The 19116-nt window shown below is 70.3% G+C and carries 15 protein-coding genes and 1 pseudogene; 9 read left to right on the top strand and 7 right to left on the bottom strand.

Going from position 1 to position 19116, the window contains the following annotated elements; translation table 11 throughout:
• Positions 1-51: 51 nt before the first annotated feature.
• From WMF28_RS25605 to WMF28_RS25625, 5 genes are all read left to right on the top strand, one after another.
• Positions 52-423, top strand: a complete 372-nt coding sequence (locus WMF28_RS25605; protein ID WP_437595936.1) for an STAS/SEC14 domain-containing protein — start codon at positions 52-54, stop codon at positions 421-423.
• Between the two features lie 534 nt (positions 424-957).
• Positions 958-2568, top strand: coding sequence for a tryptophan halogenase family protein (locus WMF28_RS25610; protein ID WP_437595937.1), 1611 nt, complete (start codon positions 958-960; stop codon positions 2566-2568).
• Positions 2569-2599: 31 nt separating this feature from the next.
• Positions 2600-3673 carry a monodechloroaminopyrrolnitrin synthase PrnB family protein gene (locus WMF28_RS25615; RefSeq protein ID WP_437595938.1) on the top strand — a complete coding sequence of 358 codons (1074 nt, stop codon included), beginning with the start codon at positions 2600-2602 and terminating at the stop codon, positions 3671-3673.
• A 102-nt stretch (positions 3674-3775) separates the two neighbouring features.
• Positions 3776-5473: an NAD(P)/FAD-dependent oxidoreductase gene (locus WMF28_RS25620; RefSeq protein WP_437595939.1), complete on the top strand. Its 1698-nt coding sequence runs from the start codon at positions 3776-3778 to the stop codon at positions 5471-5473.
• Between the two features lie 57 nt (positions 5474-5530).
• Complete coding sequence (locus tag WMF28_RS25625; RefSeq protein ID WP_437595940.1) at positions 5531-6643, top strand: Rieske 2Fe-2S domain-containing protein; 1113 nt, start codon at positions 5531-5533, stop codon at positions 6641-6643.
• A 299-nt stretch (positions 6644-6942) separates the two neighbouring features.
• Here WMF28_RS25625 and WMF28_RS25630 read toward each other — a convergent pair whose 3' ends face one another.
• Positions 6943-7101, bottom strand: a complete 159-nt coding sequence (locus WMF28_RS25630; RefSeq protein WP_437595941.1) for a hypothetical protein — start codon at positions 7099-7101, stop codon at positions 6943-6945.
• A gap of 360 nt (positions 7102-7461) precedes the next feature.
• Between WMF28_RS25630 and WMF28_RS25635 the strand changes: the two genes are divergently transcribed.
• Together WMF28_RS25635 and WMF28_RS25640 are read left to right on the top strand one after the other, a co-directional pair.
• Entirely contained in the window at positions 7462-7671 is a 210-nt protein-coding gene (locus WMF28_RS25635) for a hypothetical protein (protein WP_437595942.1), read from the top strand.
• Positions 7662-7886 (top strand): annotated as a pseudogene (locus tag WMF28_RS25640) (YetF domain-containing protein); the annotation flags it as partial. The gene WMF28_RS25635 and the pseudogene WMF28_RS25640, both read left to right, overlap by 10 nt.
• A 72-nt stretch (positions 7887-7958) precedes the next feature.
• Here WMF28_RS25640 and WMF28_RS25645 read toward each other — a convergent pair.
• From WMF28_RS25645 to WMF28_RS25665, 5 genes are all read right to left on the bottom strand, one after another.
• Positions 7959-9464 carry a DUF2330 domain-containing protein gene (locus WMF28_RS25645; RefSeq protein ID WP_437595943.1) on the bottom strand — a complete coding sequence of 502 codons (1506 nt, stop codon included), beginning with the start codon at positions 9462-9464 and terminating at the stop codon, positions 7959-7961.
• 162 nt (positions 9465-9626) lie between these two features.
• The gene (gene trmFO / locus WMF28_RS25650) at positions 9627-11063 is read right to left on the bottom strand and encodes a methylenetetrahydrofolate--tRNA-(uracil(54)-C(5))-methyltransferase (FADH(2)-oxidizing) TrmFO (protein WP_437595944.1); all 1437 of its coding nucleotides are present in this window, start codon (positions 11061-11063) and stop codon (positions 9627-9629) included.
• 37 nt (positions 11064-11100) lie between these two features.
• A complete protein-coding gene (topA, locus tag WMF28_RS25655) occupies positions 11101-13692 on the bottom strand; it encodes a type I DNA topoisomerase (protein ID WP_437595945.1) in 2592 nt (863 codons plus the stop codon).
• A 131-nt stretch (positions 13693-13823) separates the two neighbouring features.
• A complete protein-coding gene (locus WMF28_RS25660) occupies positions 13824-14795 on the bottom strand; it encodes a DNA-processing protein DprA (protein ID WP_437595946.1) in 972 nt (323 codons plus the stop codon).
• A gap of 82 nt (positions 14796-14877) precedes the next feature.
• A complete protein-coding gene (locus WMF28_RS25665; protein ID WP_437595948.1) occupies positions 14878-15681 on the bottom strand; it encodes a hypothetical protein in 804 nt (267 codons plus the stop codon).
• A gap of 79 nt (positions 15682-15760) precedes the next feature.
• Between WMF28_RS25665 and WMF28_RS25670 the strand changes: the two genes are divergently transcribed.
• Both WMF28_RS25670 and WMF28_RS25675 read left to right on the top strand, forming a co-directional pair.
• On the top strand, positions 15761-16765 hold the full coding sequence (locus WMF28_RS25670; RefSeq protein WP_437595949.1) for a hypothetical protein: 1005 nt from the start codon (positions 15761-15763) through the stop codon (positions 16763-16765).
• Complete coding sequence (locus tag WMF28_RS25675) at positions 16762-17565, top strand: glycerophosphodiester phosphodiesterase (RefSeq protein ID WP_437595950.1); 804 nt, start codon at positions 16762-16764, stop codon at positions 17563-17565. Before WMF28_RS25670 ends, WMF28_RS25675 begins: the two co-directional genes overlap by 4 nt.
• Positions 17566-17611: 46 nt before the next feature.
• On the opposite strand, the gene WMF28_RS25680 is transcribed toward WMF28_RS25675, so the two are convergent.
• On the bottom strand, positions 17612-19096 hold the full coding sequence (locus WMF28_RS25680; protein WP_437595951.1) for a serine/threonine-protein kinase: 1485 nt from the start codon (positions 19094-19096) through the stop codon (positions 17612-17614).
• Between the last annotated feature and the right edge of the window lie 20 nt (positions 19097-19116).

Consider the following 19116-nt stretch of genomic DNA (forward strand, 5'->3'; position numbering starts at 1 on the left):
GCTGTCGGGGTGTCCCCAGATAAAGATTGGCACGAACGGAGAAATGAAACGATGAACAGCGACGGCAGCTTCTGGGTGGAGCTAGTGGGAGAAATCATCGTCGTGCGCGTGCGCGGCCGCCCGACCGAGGACAGCATCCGTGGCTGCCAGGACGCTGTGCTGATGCTCCTGCGCGACACGGCGCGGAGCAAGATCCTGTACGACACGCTCGAGATGGTCGACCCGACTGCGGATCTGGCGATCGCGCAGCAAGCCCTGGACGTCCAGATCGCGGATCGCCACATACGCCGCGCGATCGTCGTGCCCAACGCGCGGCTCGCCTATCTGTCACGCATCGCGTTCGGGGACGGGGAACACCGCGTCTTCTACAACGATCTCTCCTCGGCCTTCGTGTGGCTGCAGGACACGCCCACTTCCACCTGAGCAGCGCACCGCGGGGGCTCCTTGAGCAGTCGTGAGTAGCCCGCCGCGGGGCCTGCGGCGCGGTGAGCTCATGCCTCGCGGTCAGCCCGGCTGCGCCGCAGCGAGCCGCCGATTCCCTGCCGCTGCCGCGCGCGCGGCAAGCACGCGCGAAGCGCGCGCCGTCCCCTGCGCCGTTCAATCCAAACCGTAAATCGACACCTCAGCAGCAATTCGCGCTCAAGCATCCCGTTAGCAGTCGTCAAATTCCTGCGAACGCGGGCTTATTCCACGCCATGACATGATTATGGCGTTCCGTACAGGACATGATTATGGCGTTCCGTACAGGACATGATTATGGCGTTCCGTACAGGACACGACCATTTGTCTTGTTCGGATAACTTTAAATGCTAACAATGCTGAGCTCGTCCGGCACGCACGGGATGTGTGCGCCGCGCTCGAAGCGTAAAAAACATTACATCGTCCTGCGCAGGCCGGTGGAATCATCGCGCGCGTCCGCGGGGCGCTGGCCTTCATTGCTGAGGCAAAGGAGCGATCATGAGCGACCTGATCGAGAGCATCGTCATTCTGGGCGGTGGAACTGCGGGCTGGATGGCTGCCTCGTATCTTTCCAAGGCCCTGCAGCACAAAGTGAAGATCACCCTGGTTGAATCCAAGTCCATACCCAAGATCGGGGTCGGCGAGGCGACCATACCGAATCTTCAGAAGGCTTTCTTCGATTACCTCGGCATCCCCGAGCGACAATGGATGAAGCACGTCAACGGCGCCTTCAAGACGGGAATAAAATTCGTCAACTGGAAGAAGACGCCGGAACCGGGGCGCGAGAACGCCTTCTACCATCTGTTCGGCAATTTGCCGGCCTGCGACGGCATCCCGCTCGCGCACTACTGGGTGAGGAAGCACAAGGAGGGTTTCACCGAGCCCATGGCGTACGCCTGCTATCCGCAGCCGGAGGCCCTGGACGCGAAGCGCGCCCCGTGCCTGCTCGACGGCACGAGGCAGATGTACTACGCCTGGCACTTCGACGCGAACCTCGTCGCCGACTACCTGAAGCATTGGTCGATCGAGCGAGGGGTCACGCACATCGTCGACGACATGGTCGACGCGACCCTCGACGCCAGGGGGCACATCGCCAGCGTGTCCACGAAGGAGGGGCGGACGCTGCGCGCCGACCTCTACATCGACTGCTCGGGCTTCCGGAGCCTCCTCATCAACAAGACGCTGAACGAGCCCTTCCTCGACATGTCCGACCACCTGCTTTGTGACAGCGCTGTGGCGAGCGCGGTTCCGAACGATGACGCGCAGTTAGGGGTGGAGCCGTACACGTCCGCCATCGCGATGAACGCCGGGTGGACGTGGAAGATCCCGATGCTCGGCAGGTTCGGGAGCGGGTACGTGTTCTCGAGCAAATTCACGTCGCGCGAGCAGGCCACCGCCGACTTCAGGGCGCTCTGGGGGCTATCGGAGAGCCACCCGCTGAACCAAATCAAGTTCAGGGTCGGGCGGAACGCGAGGAGCTGGGTCAAGAACTGCGTCGGCATCGGCCTCTCGTCGTTCTTCCTGGAGCCGCTCGAGTCGACGGGCATCTACTTCATCTACGCGGCGCTGCACCAGCTGGTGAAGCACTTCCCGGACACGTCGTTCGATCAGCGTCAGATCGACAGCTTCAACAAAGAAATCGCGTACATGTTCGACGACTGCCGGGACTTCATCCAGGCCCACTATTTCACAACGTCGCGGGACGACACGCCGTTCTGGCGCGCGAACCAGCACGAGTTGCGGATCTCCGACTCCATCAAGGAGAAGATGGAACGGTACAATGCCGGCCTTGTGGTAACAGCGACGAACCTCGAAGAATCCAGCTACTACGACAACTTCGACTACGAATTCAGGAATTTCTGGCAGGACGGAAACTACTATTGCATCCTCTCCGGCATGGGGTGCCAGCCGGAGCGCGTGCTGCCTGTGATTCGTTACCGGCAGTCCTCCATCGACAAGGCGGAGGCGATGTTCCGCGAGATCAAGCTCCGCTCCGAGCAGCTGAAGTCCAGCCTGCCCACAAACTACGAGTACCTTCAGGCGCTGCAAGGCGGGAGGGTGGGCACGCTCCGTCAGCCTCACCCGACCGAGCCGTCCTCGCTCGCGTAATCGTGCCCCCAGCCGCTCCCAGTGTACCGCTATGGAACCGGGCAACAATTTCGCTTCGCTGCACGCCGCGATCGCGGCACGCAATCCCCTGAACGCGACCGCCACGGTGCTGCGGCTGCGGATGTTGAACCAGGAGAAGGACGTGGGGGGCATCTTGCATCACCTGCGAGACATCCTTCCGCGCCGGGAGCAGGTCAAGGCGTACGACTTCGCGGACGCCGCGGCCGCCATGCGCGACATCGGCTTCTTTCTGGGTTCCCTCAAGAGGCACGGGCACGAGCCCGTCGAGGCGATGCCTGGTCTGGAGCCGCTCCTCCTGGATCTGGCCCAGGCCACCGGCTTGCCCCCGCGAGAGACCCTTCTGCACGTGACCGTCTGGAACCCTCCCGGCGATCACGTGGAGAGGACGTACACCTGCTCTCGTGACGAGGTCCACCTCCTCGAGAGCGTCCGGATATCGATGGCCGCGCTGGAGTCCGCCATTCATCGCACCGTCGTGCTATCCGATGTATCCGTCCGATCGAGCGCGTTCGCCGCGACGTGCGATGACATCACGGACAACCTCCAGAAGATGGTGGAGTCCATCGTCTACGCTCGGCGGAACATTTCGCCCAGCGTCTTCATCCACGAGCTCAGGCCATTCTACGATCCCATCCGCGTCGGAGGCAGAGAGTACCTGGGCCCCGGCGCGGTCGAGATGCCGCTCTTCCTGTTCGACCATATCCTGTGGGGCTCGCGCTCGGAGTACCAGCCATACATCGATTACAAGCAGACGTACTTGCCTTACATCCTCCCTCAGCTGCGGGACATCTACGCGCGGTTCGACGGTCGAGCGCCGCTGCTCGACCGAGTGCTGGAGGAGGCGAGCGCGGCAGGGGCGGAGTCTGACATCGTCCGGAATGGCTTGCGGTCGCTGGACAAGATCTTCGATCTCCTGACGCGCTTCCGCGCGCCCCACCTCCGGATGGCGGAGGAGGCCTACCGAGCCGGCGAGGAGGTGCACGTGGTCGGCAGCGGAGGTTACGCGCCCACCTTGCTCAGCGAGCTCCTCACGCTCACGCGCGACGCTCGGTCGCGCCTCTCTGTCGTGCTGCGCAGATCGTGAGACGACCGCGGATCGAGCGAGACGCTCGACCCGCCTGCCTCACGACCCCAGCGGCACCACGACGAGCACTCTCACCGAACCACGACAGGAGAACCTCTTTCGATGCAACATCGTGACCACAAGGCCAACGGCAAGAGCAATCATTTCGACGTGATCATCCTTGGCTCGGGGATGTCGGGCACGCAGATGGGCGCGATCCTCGCCCGGCAAGGCTTCCGCGTGCTGATCGTCGAGGAGTCGTCCCACCCGCGGTTCACCATCGGAGAGTCCAGCATCCCCGAGACCTCGTTGATGAACAGGATCATCGCGGACCGCTATGGGGTGCCCGAGATCAAGACGATCACCTCGTTCTATACGACCTCGAAGAAGGTCGCCTCCAGCACGGGCATCAAGAGGAATTTCGGCTTCGTGTTCCACAAGCCCGGCCAGGAGCACGACCCGACGGAGTTCACTCAGTGCATCATCCCGGAGCTGCCGTGGGGCCCCGAGAGCCATTACTTCCGGCAGGACGTCGACGCGTACCTCATGAACGCCGCGATCCGGTACGGCTGCACCGTCCGCCAGCGGACCACGATCACGGACTACGAGGCCGACAAGACCGGCGTCGCGGTGACCACGTCTCAGGGCGAGCGCCTCACGGGTCGATACATGATCGACTGCGGCGGTCCCAGGGCGCCGCTCGCGGCCAAGTTCGGGCTCCGGGAGAACCCCTGCCGGTACAAGACGCACTCGCGCTCTCTGTACACGCACATGGTGGGCGTCAGGCCGTTCGATGAGATCTTCAGGGCCAAGGGGCAGCGCTGGAGGTGGCACGAGGGCACCTTGCACCACATGTTCCATGGCGGCTGGCTGTGGGTGATCCCGTTCAACAACCACCCCTGGTCCACGAACGAGCTCGTGAGCGTGGGCCTGCAGTTCGACCCTCGTATCCACCCGAAGACGGACATCCCGGCGCAGCAGGAGTTCGACGAGTTCCTCGCGCGCTTCCCGAGCATCGCGGCGCAGTTCAAGGAGGCGAAGCCCGTGCGCGAGTGGGTCAAGACGGACCGGCTGCAGTACTCCTCGACGCGCACCGTGGGAGACCGCTACTGCCTCATGCTCCACGCGGCGGGCTTCATCGATCCGCTCTTCTCGCGCGGGCTCGAGAACACCGCCGTCACGATCCACGCCCTCGCGGCGCGCCTCATCAGGGCGCTCCGGGACGATGACTTCTCTCCGGAGCGCTTCGAGTACATCGACCGCCTGCAGCAGGCGCTGCTCACGCACAACGACGACTTCGTGAGCTGCTGCTACACGGCGTTCTCCGACTTCCCGCTCTGGGATGCCTTCCATCGCCTGTGGGCCGTCGGTACCATCCTGGGGCAGTTCCGGCTGATCCAGGCGCACGCCAAGTTCAACAAGACGCGGAACGAGGACCACCTGGACCACCTGGACGACAACCCGCCCTACCTTGGCTACCTGTGCGCCGACATGGAAGGCTACCACCGGCTGTTCAACGACGCCAAGGCGGAGGTCGAGGCCGTGGCCGAGAAGCGTAAATCGTCCGCGGACGCCGCGGCGAACATTCACCGCATGATCGACCAGGCCGACTTCGCCCGGCCGCTCTTCAGCTTCGGCTACTGCGTCACCGGCGCCAAAAGATACGTCAACCACTCCAAGTACAGCCTGCTCCCCGCCGCGCGCCTGTTCCACTGGACCCAGACCGCGGCGCCCCCCGAGGTCAAGAGGTACTTCGACAGCCCCATGCTCTCTCTGCTCAGGTCCTACGTACAGGCCCGGGTGGAGATGGTCATGAGGTGAGCGCTCGCAGGCCCTCTCGACTTCACAACACCGTCTCGGCCGCCGAGGAGCTTGGAGATGATCGACATCGCTGAAATCGAGCAACACCGCGACAAACCGACTTCCAGAGCGGAGTACGCGACCACGGACCTCGCTGCGAGCTGGTACGTCGCGATGCGGTCCACGGATCTGAAGAAGGAGCCCGCAGCGCTCAAGATGTTCGGCCAGCTGCTGGTCGCATGGCGCGACGGATCGGGTCGCCCCGTGGTCATGCACCGCCACTGCTCGCACCAGGGCGCGAGCCTCGCCGAGGGCAAGGTGGTGGACGGCTGCATCCAGTGCCCGTTCCACCACTGGCGGTTCGACAACGCGGGCGCGTGCGTGCTCATCCCTGGGCACAGCACCTCGGTCCGCAGGCTCGAGCCGATCCCTCGCACCGCACGCCAGTCGACCTACGCCACCTGCGAGCGGTACGGGTACATCTGGGTCTGGTATGGTACGGCGACACCTCTGTTCCCCCTGCCGGAGCTGCCGGGCGCCGACGAGGGCGATCAGGACGGCTACATGTGCCTGAGGTTCGCTTACGAGACGAAGACGTCGGTGCTCAGGATCGTGGAGAACTTCTACGATGCGCAGCACGCAGCCCCGGTGCACGAGCTGCCGGTCTCCGCCTTCTCGCTAGGCGCGCTCGACGACCATCGCCAGTCGAAGCTGGACGTCGAGGCGCTGGCCCAATCAGGCGCGTGGTTCGGCGGGGTCATGGAGTTCCACGTCGACAGGTACTTCGGGCTCATGGGCGTCGTCTCCCGCCTGGTGGGGCTCCAGATGAGCAAGATGAGCCTCCGGTTCGACGGCTACCCCGGCGGGTGCATCATGACGGTCCTCATCGATGACGAGGAGAAGTACAAGCTGCTCCAGTGCGTCACGCCGGTGGACAAGGACGAGACCAGGCTGCACGTCCTGATCACGATCAAGAAGGACAGCAGCCTCCTGCGGAACGCCGCCAACTACGTCCTCTTCGGCATGCAGACGAAGGTCGCGGCCGGGTACGACGTCGCGATCTGGAACGCGATGAAGTCGAACGGCGGAGGGGCGTACATCAAGTACGACCAGCTGGTCTTGAAGTACAGGGCGTTCTACCGGAGCTGGGTGGACAAGGTGGTCCAGGGGCAACCGGGGCGCGCGGCGTAAAGAGCGGGCCCGGAGCTCGCGGATCCCTTGGGCCCGCGGTAGCAGTCAACCTCCTCCTTCCACGCGCAGGTCGTCATCACGCGTCGGTCCGCACGGGCGCGCCCGCTGCAGCGTTCCAGCATCGTACGATGCGACGTCCCCTCCTCGTTCCCGGGGCGCGCGGCGCTCCCGGGGGGACAGCCTAGATCCCGAGGGCTTGGAGCCGCCCGCCCTCGCGGAGCTCGCGCACGCCCGCGGAGCTCGCGCACGCCCGCGGGGCTCGCGCACGCCCGCGGGGCTCGGCTCCAGGAGGTCGAGGCTCAAGCTCGACAGCGCGTGGCGCAGCCGCGCGAGCGGCGCTCGTAGGTGACCGCGGGCGGCCTGGGCGCGTCGGTGATGAGCTCCACGTCGTCGTAGACGCCGCCCGTCCAGTAGTGGATGGAGCGCCCATCGGCCTCTTCGCCCTGGAGCCTGGACAAGCCAGCACCGAGCAGGTCATGTCGAATCCCGAACGCCGAGCGGCTGCAGCTCGATTGCCGCGGTGGCCCGTATACCCTCGCCACAACGGCTGAAGCAGCCCGTGTGCCACCTCGCCAACGCGCGATCGCGCGGGATGTCCGACGGAGCAGACGCGCGACGTGGCAGACTGCCACGCTCGACCGCGGCGCAACTGCGCTGCCGGAGTAAGATGCCTCTCCGGCGCAGCCCAGCTCTACATTTTCCTCCGCGAGCTGACCGCGACATCACTCTTGGCTCGCCTCGCGCAACGTAACCCTCTCGTGCGATGGGGAGCGCGGCGCCAAGGTGCCGCTCCGCACCTTTATCTTCCCCTGACAGCCATGGAAACCGTAGCCCGCGTCGCCGTCGTCTATGTGTTCCTCGCCGTGGCGTTCCGCGTGCTCGGCAAGCGCGAGCTCAGCTCGCTGTCTGCCTTCGAGCTCGTCACGCTCATGCTGATTCCGGAGATCGTCTCTCAGGCCCTCATCCGCGAGGCGTCGCTCGCGAACGCGCTCGCGGGCGTGTCCCTCTGCTCGTGCTCGTGTTCCTGACGTCGGTCCTGACGCACCTCGTCCCGCGGGCGTCCAAGGTCATCGACGGCTCGCCCACGGTCCTTGTCGCGAAGGGTCGGCTCCTGGAAGAGGGGTGCAACCGCGAGCGCATCCAGCCGGAGGAGATCGTGCCCGAGATGCACAAGAGCGGGCTGGAGCACCTCTCCCAGGTGCGCTGGGCCATCCTGGAGGCGGACGGCGATCCGAGCATCATTCCGGAGCAGGGCCACGGCCTGCCCGTCGCGCGGCGGGGGGGGGGGCGCGGGACGCGGGCGTCTGAGCGCCGGTCAGGCCAGGCGGGAGGCGAAGCGGCGCGCGCCGCGGCGGGCGATCGCCGCCGCGAGGGCGAGGGCGCCGAGCGTCATGCCCACGAGCGTGCCCTGCCCGCGCGTCCGCGAGGCGCGGTCGCCGTCGACGAGGGGGAGCGCCGCGCCGCAGAGCACCTCGGCGTGGACGCTCACGCGGGCGCGCATCCAGTTGTCGACCCGCTCCTGCTTCGCGGGGATCAGCTCGAGGTCCGTGTCGAGCGCCGCGCGCGGCAGGTTCGCCTCGAGGCGCGTGAGCCAGACGTCCTTCGGGTGCAGGCCGACCATCGCGACCGCGAGGTCGTCGAGCGGGGGGTCGCTCGGATCGAGCGGCCTGCACGCGAGCTCGCGCGCGTCGATCTGTCCGGAGGCGACCTCGCCGCAGCTCGGATCGTCGAGCCGGACGCCGGCGGGGCACGGGTTCGCCACGACGCGGCCCTCCATCGCGATCTCGGCGAAGCGCACGGCGCACGCGGAGTCCTGGGCCTCGCCGTTCGCGAGCCCCTGCTGGACGAACGCCGCGGCGATCGTGTCGACCGGGGTGGTCGAGCCGCTCGTCGTGTACTGCACGCCGAACGGCGCCGCGGAGCTCGACACGCGCGAGAACAGCGAGCCCTGCTGCGCGTAGGGCGTGAGGAACGCGCGGCCGCCGTCGGCCGCCGCGAGCGCCTTCTCGCGGAGCTCGCCGTAGTTCGAGTCCTGCGAGGCGAAGTCCCACGCGAGGAGGTCGTGGGGGACGGCCGCGGCCGCGAACCCCTCTGGAGCGAGCCGCGCCTCGCTGATGGTGAAGAGGGTGATCGCGACGTTCGCGCCCGTCCCGGCGGCGACCATCCGGAGCGGGAGCGTGGGGCTCGCCCCCGGCATGACGACCCGCACCGGCTTCATCTCCTTCACGTCCTTGCCCGGCTGGAGCTTGAGGGCGATGAAGTCGAAGCGCTCCTCGACGTAGGCGTCGATGACCGGCTGCGTCGATGCGTCGACGCCGAAGCCGTTCGCCTCCAGCCACTTGTTCAGCGCGCCGGGTGTGTCGGTCGCGAGCGTCACGGTGTCGTACGGGCCGACGGTGCCGCGGTGGACCACCGTGACCTGCTCGCCGCCGAACGCCCCATCCGCGAAACCTGCCGAATCGCTGCTGCCCAGCGCGCCGCAGCCCCCCCCGCTCGAGGCGCACATGGAGTTGGGCGGGGTGATGCGGACCGACGTGGCCGCGTCGAGCGTCTCGAACCAGGCGTCCGAGCCGACCTCGATGGTCGCCCCGGGCTTCACCGGGAGCACCCAGGCGAACTCGCTCGGATCGCCGGCGTACTGGATCTGATCCCAGAGCACCGACTGGACGGGCGACAAGGAGAGGACCATCCGGTGCGCGTTGACGACCGTGGTCTCGGTCGTCGGGGCGAAGCACCCACCGCAGGCGAGCGCCTCGCGCGGCGGCAGGAGCGTCGCGAAAGGAACGGCGAGCGCAAGGAGCGAGAACAAGCGAAGTTTCATCGGCTACCTCCATGGGCGCGGGTCCGCGCGCGCGGCTCCCGGAGCGCGCGGGCGGCGCGCAGCGCACCACCGCCAGGGTATCCAAGCCCGCGCGTGGCGGGCAGCCCGCGCACGATTGGCGCGTCGCTGGCGCGCGGCGTCATGGCCCGCCGGGGCCGCCCGTCAGCCCGCTGCCCACCATGCGTCGAGGTCGCGGAGGGCGCGCTCGGCCATCGCCTCGTAGCGCGCGCGCTTGCGCAGCCTGCCGCTCGCGGGATCCAGCGGCGCGATGTGCGCCCAGGTGATGTTCGACGGCTGGTACGACGGCTGCGTCCGGCCGAGGTGCGTGAGGATGCCGCCGAGCGCCGTCGTGGGCGGCGGCGGCCGGAGCGGCTCGTTCCGCAGCTGCTGCGCGAGGAGGAGCGCGCACACGAACCCGGCCGCGGCGCTCTCCACGTAGCCCTCGACGCCCGCGATCTGTCCGGCCAGGTGCACGCCCGGGAGCGCGCGGAGCTCCATCGCCGGGCCGAGGAGCGCCGGCGCGTTGACGAAGGTGTTCCGGTGCACGGAGCCCATGCGCAGGAACTCGGCCTCCTCCAGGCCGGGCACCATCCGGAACACCCGGAGCTGCTCGGCGTACTTCATGCGCGTCTGGAAGCCGACCAGGTTGTACGCCGTCGCCGCCTCGTCCTCCGGGCGCAGCTGGAGCACCGCGTACGGGCGCCTGCCGGTGCGCGGATCGGTGAGCCCGACCGGCTTCATCGGCCCGAAGGAGAGGGTCTGCTCGCCGCGCGCGGCCATCACCTCGCACGGCAAGCACCCCTCGAAGTAGCGCACGTCCTCGAAGTCGCGGGCCTCCACCTTCTCCGACGCGACGAGGGCCCGGACGAACGCCTTGTACTGCGCCTCGTCGAAGGGGCAGTTCACGTACGCCTCGTCGCCGGCCTCGGCGTCATCGCGGCGCTCGGCCGCGTCCTCCGGCGACGCGGCGCGCTCCGGCGGCGCGGCCCCCTCCGGCGGCGCAGCTCGCTCGCCGCGGAGCGCGCCCCCCTTGCCGTAGCGCGACTGCTTCCACACGCGCGACCAGTCGATCGAGTCGGCGCTGACGATCGGCGCGATCGCGTCGTAGTAGGCGAGGTGCTCGGCGCCCACGGCCGCGGCGAGGCTCGCCGCGAGGGCGTCGGACGTGAGCGGCCCGGTCGCGAGGATCACGGGGCGCCCTTCGGGGATCTCCGTCACCTCCCGCCGCTCCACGGCGATGCGCGGGTGGGCCTCGATCGCCCGCGTCATCGCCTCGGCGAACCGCTCGCGGTCGACCGCCAGCGCGCCCCCGGCCGGCACCGCGGTCTCGTCGGCGCATCGCAGGGCGAGCGAGCCCACGCGCCGGAGCTCTTCCTTGAGCAGCCCCACCGCGTTGCTCAGCGCGGCGCCGCGCAGCGAGTTCGAGCACACGAGCTCGGCCATCCGATCGCTCGTCTGCGCGGGGGTGCGCTTGTGCGGCTTCATCTCGACGAGGCGCACGCGCAGCCCGCGCTGCGCGAGCTGGTACGCCGCCTCGCAACCGGCCAGGCCGCCTCCGACGACGACGACGTCGTCGTGCGGGCTCTCCGCTCCGTTCATACAGGTGTCACCAGAGGGTGGGGGGTTCGCGGCCTTCTTAGCTCGCCGTGCGCCGGGCGCGCACGGCCCGCGCGGGCTTTTCGGCTGCCCCCTCCTGGGGCGCGCCGGCCGGAGGCGCGGCCTCGGGCCGGGCGGCCGGCGCGGGCTCCGCCGGCTCGGGCCGGGCGGCCGGCGCCGCCGCGGCGCTCGCGACGGCGTCGAGGGAGGCCGCGCCGTTCGCTGCGCCGTCCTCCCCCTCCGCCTCGACGATCTCCTGCTTGAAGCCGCACTCCTTTGTCGCGCAGACGAGCATCGCCTTCTTGCCGGCGGTGCGCGAGACGAACTTCGCGCCGCACTGCGGGCACGGGATCGGCACCGGCTTCTGCCAGAGCTTGAACTCGCACTTCTGCTCGGCGTTCCAGTTCGAACATCCGTAGAAGGTGCGCCCGCCCTTCTTGCGGGGCCGGATCTCGATGAGATCGCCGCCGCAGCTCGGGCACGCGACGCCGAGCGGCACCGGGCGCGTGTTCTTGCAGGTCGGGTAGCCGGTGCACGACAGGAAGTCGCCGAAGCGGCCCGTCTTGATGATCATCGGCTTCCCGCACTTGTCGCACGAGATGTCGGTCTCGCGGACGGCGGCTGTCCCCCGCGTGTCGGACAGGTCGCGCGTGGCCTTGCACTTCGGGTAGCGCTCGCAGCTCAAGAACCAGCCGTTCTTGCCCCACTTCTTGAGCATCATCGACCCACACTCGTCGCAGACGATGTCGGTCTTCTCTGCCTCGGGCTTCCACGGCGCGAGCTTCTTCGACTTGTCGAGCTGCTCCCTGAACTTCTTGTAGAAGCGCTTGAGCAGCTGCTCGCGCTTCAGGTTGCCGGCGCCGACCTCGTCGAGCTCCTCCTCCATCTGCGCCGTGAAGTTCGGATCCATGATGTCGAGGTTCGACCGGACGAGGCCGTCGACCACGAACTTCCCGAGGAGCGTCGGCTGGAACGCGCCGCCGTCCCGCTTCTCCACGTACGCGCGCTGCTGCACCTTGCTGATGATCTCGGCGTACGTCGACGGGCGGCCGATGCCGCGCTTCTCCAGCTCGCGCACCAGCGAGCCCTCGTTGTAGCGGGGCGGCGGCTGCGTGAACTTCTGGTCGGTGACGACCCCCGGCGGCGACACGGCGAGCGCCTCGCCCTCCTTCATGTCAGGCAGGAGCGCCTCCGAGTCCTCCTCGGCCGCGGGCCCCGGCGCCGCTCGCTCCGCCTCGGCGGCGCTCGCCTCGGCGGTCGCAGGCGCGGCGCCTCCGCCGCCGTCCGGCGCGGCGCCGGCGCTCTCCTCCTCGCCGGCGAACTCCTGCTGGCCCTCGGTCACCTGCAGCCAGCCGGCGAACTTCAGGATCCGCCCGCTCGCCCTCGCGAGGTAGCTCCGGTACGCGGGCGCCGCGATCGTCGGCGAGACGTCGATCTCGACGGTCGTGCGGTCGTAGACCGCCGGGCTCATCTGCGAGGCGACGAAGCGGTTCCAGATGAGCTTGTACAGCTTGTACTGCTCGTCCTTGAGGTACTTCTTGATCGAGTCCGGGTGGATCTCGACGCTCGTCGGCCGGATCGCCTCGTGCGCGTCCTGCGCGTTCTTCTTCGACTTGTAGATGTTCGGGCGCTCGGGGACGAACTCCTTGCCCCACCGCTTCGCGACCACGCCGCGCACCTCGGCGATCGCGTCGTCGCTCACGCGCGTCGAGTCGGTACGCATGTACGTGATGAGGCCGACCGGGCCGCCGTCGCGCTTGAGGTCGATGCCCTCGTAGAGCGCCTGCGCGATCTGCATCGTCCGCTTGGCGCCGAAGTGCAGGTAGTTCGTCGCGTCCTGCTGGAGCTTGGACGTCGTGTACGGGGCGGGCGGGTTGCGCTTCTGCTCGCGCCGCACGACCTTCGCCACCTGGTAGCCGGCCGTCTCGAGGTCGGCGCGCACCTTCGCGGCGACCTCGCCGTTCGTCACCTCGAGCTTCTTGCCGTCGGCGGAGGCGAGCTTCGCGACGAACGGCGCGCGCTGCGGCGGGCTCGCCGCGGTGAGGCCGACCGCGATGTTCCAGTACTCCTCCGGGACGAACGCCTCGACCTCGCGCTCGCGATCCACGATGAGCCGCAGCGCGACCGACTGCACCCGCCCCGCGGACAGGCCGAACGCGAGCTTCGACCACACGAGCGCCGAGACGTCGTAGCCGACGATGCGATCGAGCACGCGCCGCGCCCGCTGGGCGTCGTAGAGGTTCTCGTCGAGCTTGCGGGGGTTGTGGACGCCGTGGTCGACCCCCTTCTTCGTGATCTCGTGGAACTCCACCCGCGCCACCTTGAGCCTCGGGTTCTTGATCTCCTCCGAGATGTGGAACGCGATCGCCTCCCCCTCGCGATCGGGGTCGGTCGCCAGGAGCACCTCGTCCGCCCTCTTCGCGGCGGACTTCAGCTCCTCCAGCACCTTCTCCTTGCCCTCGATGACCTCGTAGGTCTCGGCAAAATCGTTCAGCACGTCGACGGCGTTCTGCTTCTTGGGCAGGTCCTTGACGTGCCCCTTCGAGGCGAACACCTCGTACCCGTTGCCGAGATACTTCTTGATGGTCTTCGCCTTCGCCGGCGACTCCACGATGACGAGCGTCTTGGCCATCACCACCTTCTGAGCAACGAGATATGGGCTTGTTGAGAGGATTTGAAGGGCGCCCTTCGGTGCGGGGGAGGCCCCCCGCGAGGAGGCAGCCACCCGAAACCGCACTGGGCAGGGTGGGCCGGCGCGCCCCTTCAACGAAGAGTCCGCCGAAACAACCCGGCGGGCCCCTCTACTACTACGGCGTGGAGCGTCAACGTCAAGAGTGCCTCCACGGCGTGCCTGGGCGGAAGCCCCGTCCTCTCGCAGACCTCATCCACGTGCGCCGGGTGGGCGTCCAGGGCGTCGAGGACGGCGCGCTCGGCCGCGCTCATCGCCGGGATCTGCGCGGTTTTCTCGGGCGGGGCGCTCGCCCGCGGGGCGAAGGCCGCGTCGGGCAGCGGCAGGGTGCCGGCAGCGGGCGAGCTGTTGCGCAGCGAACGCCGCGCCCGCCTGCGGGGCGGCGGCGCGGGCCCGCCGAGGACGTCGATCACGTCGGCGGCGCGCGTGACGGGGCGCGCGCCGGAGGCGAGCTCCAGCGCGCAGCCGACGCCGCGCGGGCTCCACGGGGCGTGGGGGACGACGCAGAGGTGGCGCCCGAGGCGGCGAGCCGCCGCGGCGGCGGAGCGGGCGCCGCTCTCGATGCCCGCCTCGACCACGACGGTCGCGAGGGTGAGCGCGGCGAGGACCGCGTTGCGCTGGAGGAACAGCCCCGGCAGCGGCGGCGTGTCGTCGGGGACGCGCGCGAGCAGCGCGCCGCCCGCGGCGAGGATGCGATCGAAGAGCGCCGCGTGCTCCCGCGGGTAGGGGTGCGCGTGGCCGCCGCCGCTGACGACCACGGTCGGCGCGCGTGCATCGAGCGCGCCCTCGTGCGCGGCCGCGTCGACGCCGCGGGCGCCGCCCGACCAGATCGAGAAGCCCGCCTCGCCGAGCGACGCGGCGAGCTCGCGGGTGAACCGGAGCGCCTCGTCGCTCGCGGCGCGCGTCCCGACGATCGCGACGCCCGGGCGCGACGGGAGCGCGCCGCGCAGGTAGAGCGTCGGCGGCGCGGCCTCGGACTCGGTCACGAGGGCCCAGAGCGGCGCGGGGTAGGTTGGATCTGCGGGCAGGATCTCGATCGACGCCATACGCGGCGTGTCGACCGGCGCGCGGGCCGAGTTGCGCGAAATGAGGAGCGCGCGGCCCCGCGCGTCGCGGGCCGCCGCGGCGCTACCGGAGCGGCGCGGCGCCGGGCGGCGCCATGCCGGGGGACGGCGCGCTCGGCGGCGCCGTGTCGGGCGGGGTCGCGCCGGGCGGCGCCGCGCCGGGGGGAGCGGCCGGGCGCGGGCCGCGGTAGGCCTGCACGAGCACGACGCCCGCGCCGCGCCGCACCTGAGCGTGCAGGCTCACGGCGAGCGGCGCGTCGCCGGGCAGGGTAAAGCACGCGCCCCGGCCGCCGATCACCGCGATCGGCCCGCTGTCCGCGTCCTGGGCGACGATCTCGAGCGAAGGCGGCGCGCCCTTCGTGACGAAGAGGTCGACCTCGATCACGCCGAGCCCGCCCTGCGCGATGAGCACCGCGCACGCCTCCGGCGCGACGCGCACCGGGATCGCGGCGCTCTCCCCCTCCCCGATCGCGAGCGACACGACGTCGCCCTGCGGCGTCATCCCCCTCGCCTCGCCGCGCGCTGTGTTGGCGAGCGCGAGGGCGGTCACGCGCGGCGCCGGCGCGCTCGTCGCGGGCCGCTGCTGCCCCGCGCGGCTCAGGAACAGACGCGCCGCCTCCGGGTCCGGCGCGGGCGCATCGCTCGGCGGCGGCGGGTTCCGCGCCGCGCGCGCGGGCGCGGCGGCCGGCGCGGGCGGCGGGCTAGGCTGCAGGACCTCCGCGCGGGACGCCGAGGCGCCGGCGCCGCAGCCCGGAGCGACGAGCGCGAGCGCGAGCGATGCAGCGAGCCGCGCGGCGAGCGATGCAGCGGACGAGCGGCGCGCCGGCCTGAACGGATGCAGTGCGAGGAGAACGGGGGCGCGCCGCACGGCGCGGAGACTACCAGAACCGCCGCGCGATGCCCGGTCCGCGAGCGGCGGGCCGTGGGTCGTGCTACCCCCTCGCCCGATGAAGCCCAGGGACATCGTCGTCGCGACGCACGGCCACTGCTTCGACGGCATGGCGAGCGCGGCGCTGTTCACCCGCTTGATGCAGGCGCTCCGCCCCGGCGAGCCGCTCGCGCTCCGGTACCGCTCCTGCGGGTACGGCCCGGGCATGTCGATGATCCCGCCCTCGTGGCTCGACGGCGACGAGAACGCGATCCTCGACTTCCGCTACACGCCGACGAAGAAGCTCACGTGGTACTTCGACCACCACATCACCGGGTTCGGCTCGGACGACGAGCGCGACGCGGCGCTCGCCGGCGCGTCGCGCTCGCACGCCGTGGGCGACGCGCCCCACGTCTTCTACGACGCCGCCTACGGCTCGTGCACGAAGCTCATCGCGGACGTCAGCCGCGCTCACTTCGGCGTCGAGATGTCCGGCGTCGATGAGCTCATCCGCTGGGCCGACGTCATCGACACAGCGCGCTTCCCCTCGGCCGAGGCCGCCGTGAGCCGCGAGGAGCCGATCATGCAGCTCGCCTCGGTCGTCGAGCACCACGGCGACGGGCGCTTCCTCGCCTCCGTGGTGCCCCGCCTCGTCGAGCGGCCCGTGAGCGAGGTGGCGCGCGCGCCCGACATCCAGGATCTCTGGCGCCCGCTCTCCCTCTCGCGGCAGACCTTCGTCGCGCGCATCGAGCGCGGCGCGCGGAAGCTCGGCCGCGTCGTGCTGGTCGATCTCTCCGACGCGCCGCTCGAGGCGGTCGGCAAGTTCATGACGTACGCGATGTTCCCGGACTGCGTGTACTCGGTCACGCTCTCCCGGCAGAAGCAGCACTACAAGCTCTCGGTCGGCTACAATCCCTGGTGCGGCGTCGCGCGCGATCGCGACATCGCCCCCATCTGCCGCCGCTACGATGGGGGCGGGCACCCGGCCGTCGGCGCGGCGTCCTTCCCGCTCTCGGCGCTCGAGCGCGCGCGCGAGGCGGCCCGCACCATCGCGGAGGAGCTCAACGAGGAGCCCGAGCGGTGATCTGGGCCGAGCAGCGCTTCCGCCGGAGCGCGCGCGAGCCGGGGCAGGCGACGTCGCGGGGCGAGCCCGGGGCGGCGGCGTCGCGCGCGCCGCTCCTCTTCGGGCACCGGGGCGTGCGCGGCGAGGGCGCCCCCCCGGAGAACACCCTCGCCGCCTTCGCGGAGGCGGCCGCCCAGGGGGCCGACGGGATCGAGCTCGACGTGCGGGTGTGCGGCTCGGGCGAGCTCGTGGCGCTGCACGACCCGGACCTCGAGCGGGTGACCCAGGGCGCGGACCCGCGCGCGGCCGCGGCGCTCCGCTGGGACGAGCTCCGGCAGGTCGACCTGGGCGGCGACCGGGTGCCGCTCCTCTCCGAGGTGCTCGCGTTCGCGCGCGGGCGGCGGCTCGCGGTCAACGTCGAGATGAAGCGCGACGTGCCCGACCGCGCCGCCGTCGCGCTCGCGACCGCGCGCCTGCTGCGCGCCTGGGATCCTCGCCACCCGGTGCTCGTCTCGTCGTTCGACCCGGTCATGCTGGCGTCCTTCAGGGTCATGGCGCCGGCCGTGCCGCGCGCGCTCCTCGTTCACCGGAGCCGCTACCACGACGCCGCCGTGCGCCTCGCCCCGGCGCTCGGCGTGCTCGCCGCGCACATCGAGCGGACGATCGCGTCGCCCGAGCGCATCGCGCTGCTGAAGCGGCAGGGGCGCGTGATCAACGTGTGGACGGTGAACGATCCGGGGGAAGCGCGGGACCTCGCGGCGCTCGGCGTCGACGGGCTGATCACCGACGCCCCGCGCCGCATCCGCGACGCGCTCGCGTGACCGACCAGCCGCCGCCGACCGGGGCGCCATCGGGCGCGACCGGCCGCTAGCGTCGCTGCCAGGGGTCGATGATCTCGCGCGCCCGGTGCGGGCCCCGACGCGGAGCCGACCGCGCCGGCCGGTCCTTTCGCGCGGCGGACGCCGCCGGCGCCGCCGTGCCCGAGGGCGCCGGCGAGGGCGGCGCCGTGTCCGCGGCCGGCGCGTCGGCGGCGACGAGCTGGAGATCCATCTCGGGCGTCGACGTGCGGGCGACCTCCACCGGCGGCGAGGCTGAGCTCACGGGCGCGAGCTGGAGCGGCGCGACCACGGGAGCGGCGCCCTCCTTGCCCTCCTTGCCGATAGCGCGCAGCGCCGTGATCGCGATCGTCCCGCTGAGCACGAAGAGCGCGCCGCACGCCAGCAGCCAGCGGAGCGTCGCGCTCGCGCGCGGCCTGCGGGCGTCGTGGACCTCCCCGGCCGCGGCGGCCGTGAGCGTCCCCTGCTCCAGCGGATCGGGCAGCGGCGTGAGCGCGTCCTTCCGCGGGCCTGCGCCCCGGTCCTCGGCCCCGAAGAGCGCGCCGAGGTCGCCTGCCCCCGTGAGCTCGGCCGCGCCGCCCGGCGACAGCCCGAGCAGCGTCCCCGTGCGCGACGTCACCGGCTCCGGCCGCGGCACGGAGGGCGCAGGCAGCGGGATGCCGAGGTCGCCCGCCGCGGCCACGAAGGCGTGCACCATCTCCTGCGCCGACTGGAACCGCTGGGCCCTGTCGCGCGAGAGCGCGCGCAGGAAGAACGCGTCGAGCTCGGCCGGCAGATCGCTCACGAGCTGCGTCGCCAGCGGGATCGGCTCGACGAGGATCCGCGACAGGACCGCGCCGAGCACGTCGCCCTCGAACGGGAGCTTGCCCGTGACCGCGCGGAAGAGGATGACCCCGAGCGACCACAGGTCGCTGCGCGCGTCGAGGTCCTTGTCGCCGCGCGCCTGCTCCGGGCTCATGTAGAACGGGGAGCCCAGGAGCTCGCCGGTCTTCGTTGTCTCGTCGCTGAGGAGCTTGCCCGTGAGCTGCTTGGCGATGCCGAAATCGAGGACCTTGACGATCTCCTCCTCGTCATCGACGCGCGAGAGGAACAGGTTGCCAGGCTTGAGGTCGCGGTGGACGAGCCCGGACTCGTGCGCCCGGCGCAGCGCCTTGCCGGTCTGGAGAGCGATGCGCGCCGCCTCGGCGACCGAGAGGCGCCGGACCCGCCTCAGGCGGCGGCTCAGGTCCTCGCCCCGGAGCAGCTCCATGACGAGGTACGGGACGGTCCCCTGGATCCCGTAGTCCTGCACGCTCACCACGTGCGGGCTCTCGAGGTTCGCCGCCGTGCGCGCCTCACGGTAGAAGCGCGCGCGGAACTCGGGCGAGGCCGCGTGCTCCGGGTCCATGAACTTGATCGCCACCGGCGCACCCAGCTGGACGTGCCGGGCCACCCACACGGAGCCCATCCCGCCCCGCGAGAGCGGCCCTTCCAGGCGGTATTTTTCGCCGACGATCGTTCCCGGCTCGACGTCCATCGCCGACTCCTCCCGCCACG

The sequence above is a fragment of the Sorangium sp. So ce590 genome (genome assembly GCF_051521365.1).
Lineage (GTDB): Bacteria > Myxococcota_A > Polyangia > Polyangiales > Polyangiaceae > Sorangium.

Excerpts from the sequence above, each read along its gene's own strand:
- WMF28_RS25645 (WP_437595943.1), bottom strand. The coding sequence starts at position 9,464 with ATGAAACTTCGCTTGTTCTCGCTCCTTGCGCTCGCCGTTCCTTTCGCG.
- WMF28_RS25610 (WP_437595937.1), top strand. The coding sequence starts at position 958 with ATGAGCGACCTGATCGAGAGCATCGTCATTCTGGGCGGTGGAACTGCG.
- WMF28_RS25660 (WP_437595946.1), bottom strand. The coding sequence starts at position 14,795 with ATGGCGTCGATCGAGATCCTGCCCGCAGATCCAACCTACCCCGCGCCG.
- WMF28_RS25680 (WP_437595951.1), bottom strand. The coding sequence starts at position 19,096 with ATGGACGTCGAGCCGGGAACGATCGTCGGCGAAAAATACCGCCTGGAA.
- WMF28_RS25615 (WP_437595938.1), top strand. The coding sequence starts at position 2,600 with ATGGAACCGGGCAACAATTTCGCTTCGCTGCACGCCGCGATCGCGGCA.
- trmFO (WP_437595944.1), bottom strand. The coding sequence starts at position 11,063 with ATGAACGGAGCGGAGAGCCCGCACGACGACGTCGTCGTCGTCGGAGGC.
- WMF28_RS25670 (WP_437595949.1), top strand. The coding sequence starts at position 15,761 with ATGAAGCCCAGGGACATCGTCGTCGCGACGCACGGCCACTGCTTCGAC.
- topA (WP_437595945.1), bottom strand. The coding sequence starts at position 13,692 with ATGGCCAAGACGCTCGTCATCGTGGAGTCGCCGGCGAAGGCGAAGACC.
- WMF28_RS25620 (WP_437595939.1), top strand. The coding sequence starts at position 3,776 with ATGCAACATCGTGACCACAAGGCCAACGGCAAGAGCAATCATTTCGAC.
- WMF28_RS25605 (WP_437595936.1), top strand. The coding sequence starts at position 52 with ATGAACAGCGACGGCAGCTTCTGGGTGGAGCTAGTGGGAGAAATCATC.
- WMF28_RS25625 (WP_437595940.1), top strand. The coding sequence starts at position 5,531 with ATGATCGACATCGCTGAAATCGAGCAACACCGCGACAAACCGACTTCC.
- WMF28_RS25635 (WP_437595942.1), top strand. The coding sequence starts at position 7,462 with ATGGAAACCGTAGCCCGCGTCGCCGTCGTCTATGTGTTCCTCGCCGTG.